General features: G+C 51.0%; 2 protein-coding genes and 1 pseudogene. 2 read left to right on the forward strand and 1 reads right to left on the reverse strand.

Features of this window, described 5'->3' with window-relative positions; genetic code table 11:
- The coding region (locus tag J7438_RS25005) for a hypothetical protein (protein ID WP_209278766.1) at positions 1 to 1,297 on the reverse strand (1,297 nt) is incomplete at its 3' end.
- Positions 1,298 to 1,561: 264 nt separating this feature from the next.
- Between J7438_RS25005 and J7438_RS25010 the strand changes: the two are divergent.
- Both J7438_RS25010 and J7438_RS25015 read left to right on the forward strand, forming a co-directional pair.
- Positions 1,562 to 1,867, forward strand: a pseudogene (locus J7438_RS25010) (transposase); the annotation flags it as partial.
- Positions 1,868 to 2,204: 337 nt separating this feature from the next.
- Positions 2,205 to 2,710: hypothetical protein (locus tag J7438_RS25015; protein WP_209278767.1), on the forward strand; the 506-nt coding region annotated here is incomplete at its 3' end.

Below are 2,710 nucleotides of genomic sequence, written 5' to 3' on the forward strand. Positions count from 1 at the left end.
TGGTGTTTTCAACCGTTCCGTAAACCACCCCCCCCCCGATCCCTGCATCTGCAAAACCATCCCGGGTTGTGACATGGCTGTTCACCGCCGTGGTGTAGGCAACCGTTCCTCCCTTGTCAACCGCACCCCCCCCGATGCCGGCGTGTAAACCCACACCCGAGGTTGTGACATGGCTGTTCACCGCCGTGGTGTGGTCAACCGTTCCTTTAACCAGCCCCCCCCCGATGCCGGCGTGCGCACCATCCTCAATGCTGGGCCCAAAAATCAGAATCCAACCCGAGGTTGTGACATGGCTGTTCACCGCCGTGGTGTGGTCAACCGTTCCTTTAACCAGCCCCCCCCCGATGCCGGCTTTTGCACCTACACCCAAGGTTTTGACCGTGCTGTTCACCGCCATGGTGTTGGCAACCGTTCCTAAAACGTCCCCCCCCCCGATGCCGGCGTTTGCATGCTTACCCGAGGTGACAATATGAACATTCTCCGCCCGGATATTACTGACTGCGCCATTATCATCAACAACACAGGCTGCTAAACCGGTCGTCTTCGGGGAATTTTTTATATTGGCACCAGTAAAGTAAAGGTCACTGATGCTGCCTTTCAGAGTGTCAACTAAACAGTCAGACAGGCCGCTGATGGTATGGCACTGACCATAGTACTCCCCGGTGAATGCACCGCCAATAGGTTTATGGTCTTTAGTGACAACAATATCTGCTGTCTGTTGATAGGTACCGTCCAGTGGATAGTCGGGATCTTTACCAATCTTGCCCAGGGTTTCTGCATCATTAATCTTTATGGGTTTTGAACCATCGGCAATGGGTTTCGAATTCGCATACTGAAAAGAGCCGGCCAGCGTGCCAAGGGCAAGTAGTCCTTTGGTTCCCTGACTCCCTTGATAGCGGGCCGTGGATGTCTGTTGAAGGGGTACGTCTTTCGAGCCAGTTTCTTTTTCCTGAGCCTCTTCCCGGATTTCTTTTGATATCTGTGGTAATTCCGGTTTTGCATCCGGCCCGGGCAAACCGCTCCCGGACCAGGCATTGGCCATATCTTTCACCACGAAAAGGATGGAACTCGACGGCAGGATAGTTGCTGTGGCCAGTCGCACAAGATCTTCCACTGCTTTGCGGGAATTGAAACCGAGGCAAGGATCTTCCGTTGGAATCAATGATTTCGCAAATGCTTTAGAAACAGCAACGCCATGGCCGAGCCAGGAATGTTCGTTGCCATTCCCTGAACATTGGAAAGCGCTGTCGCAAATTGGTTGCTGAATGATGGGTTGCTGAGTGGGTTGCTGAATCATAAACAGGACTCTTGATGTTGGAATGTATAACAGTAAATCAGAGAGTGCACAAAAAATTACCGGGCACTCTCTTATTCGAAAATGCAGTGTCGTAAAAGTTCCCGGTTTATTTTTTTTATTAAATGGTACGTGTTGAAGCCGTCGTGTTATTTTTATAAATGAATGGTTGTATATATTTGAATGACTGTAAGGCCAATGGACATTAGCGAAAAACTTTTTAATCACTATCCAGAGTTTGCATAGAACACGCAGCCAATATCAGCATTTAAAAATGGCCGGGAAATGGCAGCCTGGCTTGGACTGGTACCCAAACAGCAGTCTACCGGTGGCGTACCCACCTTGCCGGGGATCAGTAAACGGGGCGATACCTACCTGCGAACCCTGCTGATACACGGTGGCAGAACCGTTGGCAGGGTGGCCGATAAACACGACGATCGACGTAATAACTGGATTAAAGAGCTTGATCAGCGCAGGGGCAAGAATATATCAGCAGTGGCTGTTGCCAATAAAAATGCTCGCATTGCCTGGGCTGTGTTAACCAGGAAAGAGCCGTACAAGGCAGCAGCATGAACATAGGCACTAAAATAGTAAACATTTGTCGTTAGACAAGAAAAGCAAAAGCGGTTAATCAGTGTAAGAAGCCTGCAACGAGTTGCGTGGATAAAGTTCAAATGATGGCATAAAAGGTAAGGCCTGCACTCGCTTGAACCTGACCAGGGCCAGGGCCCGTAGAGGCCGAAGACCTGGAGGTGGGAGTGAGCGGATTCCATCAGGGCCAGAGGCATTGAGACCTCACCCCAAAGGCAGGATTCTTTATTAATAGAGTGGAAGCATTGCTCTTTAGTCATGATGGAAAACTTATCCTTGCAAAGCGGGGCGGACCATATATGACCCCAAACCTTCCGAGATGCAGTTTAACCAGCAGATCAACCAGCTGAACCAGCGGCAGTTAGATCTGAAGCTGCTGTTGAAATATACGGATTTTGCCGAAATCAACTGGCAGCCCCTGGCCATCCAGATCAACAGCCTGGAACAGGAAAAGCAGCAGCTGGAAACCGGCTCCGACATTCTTCGCACCTTGCGCCAGCGCCTGGAACGTTGCGAAGCGGCGACGGGTGAAAAAGAGCAACAGGAGCGTAAACTGACCAGGGAGTCCGGTACCGCTGCAGAGAAGCTGAAACAGGATCACAAATTGCTGAAGTTTTCTGAACAACAGCTATCGGAGCTTTCGGAAACCGCCCGTGAATCCTGCTTCCCCACGCTTGCCGAAATGGAAAAGAAAGCCCTAACCGCTCCCTGGCCGCTATTGACTACAGCGACGGCACCTATATACGACTTGTGGCGGACAATCACCGGGACCCGGAGATCAACCAGTTCAAAATCGACCTGCGCAACTGCCTCGGCGATACGCTG

It is taken from the genome of Thalassotalea sp. G20_0 (assembly GCF_017744175.1).
Classification (GTDB): Bacteria; Pseudomonadota; Gammaproteobacteria; order Pseudomonadales; family Endozoicomonadaceae; genus Endozoicomonas.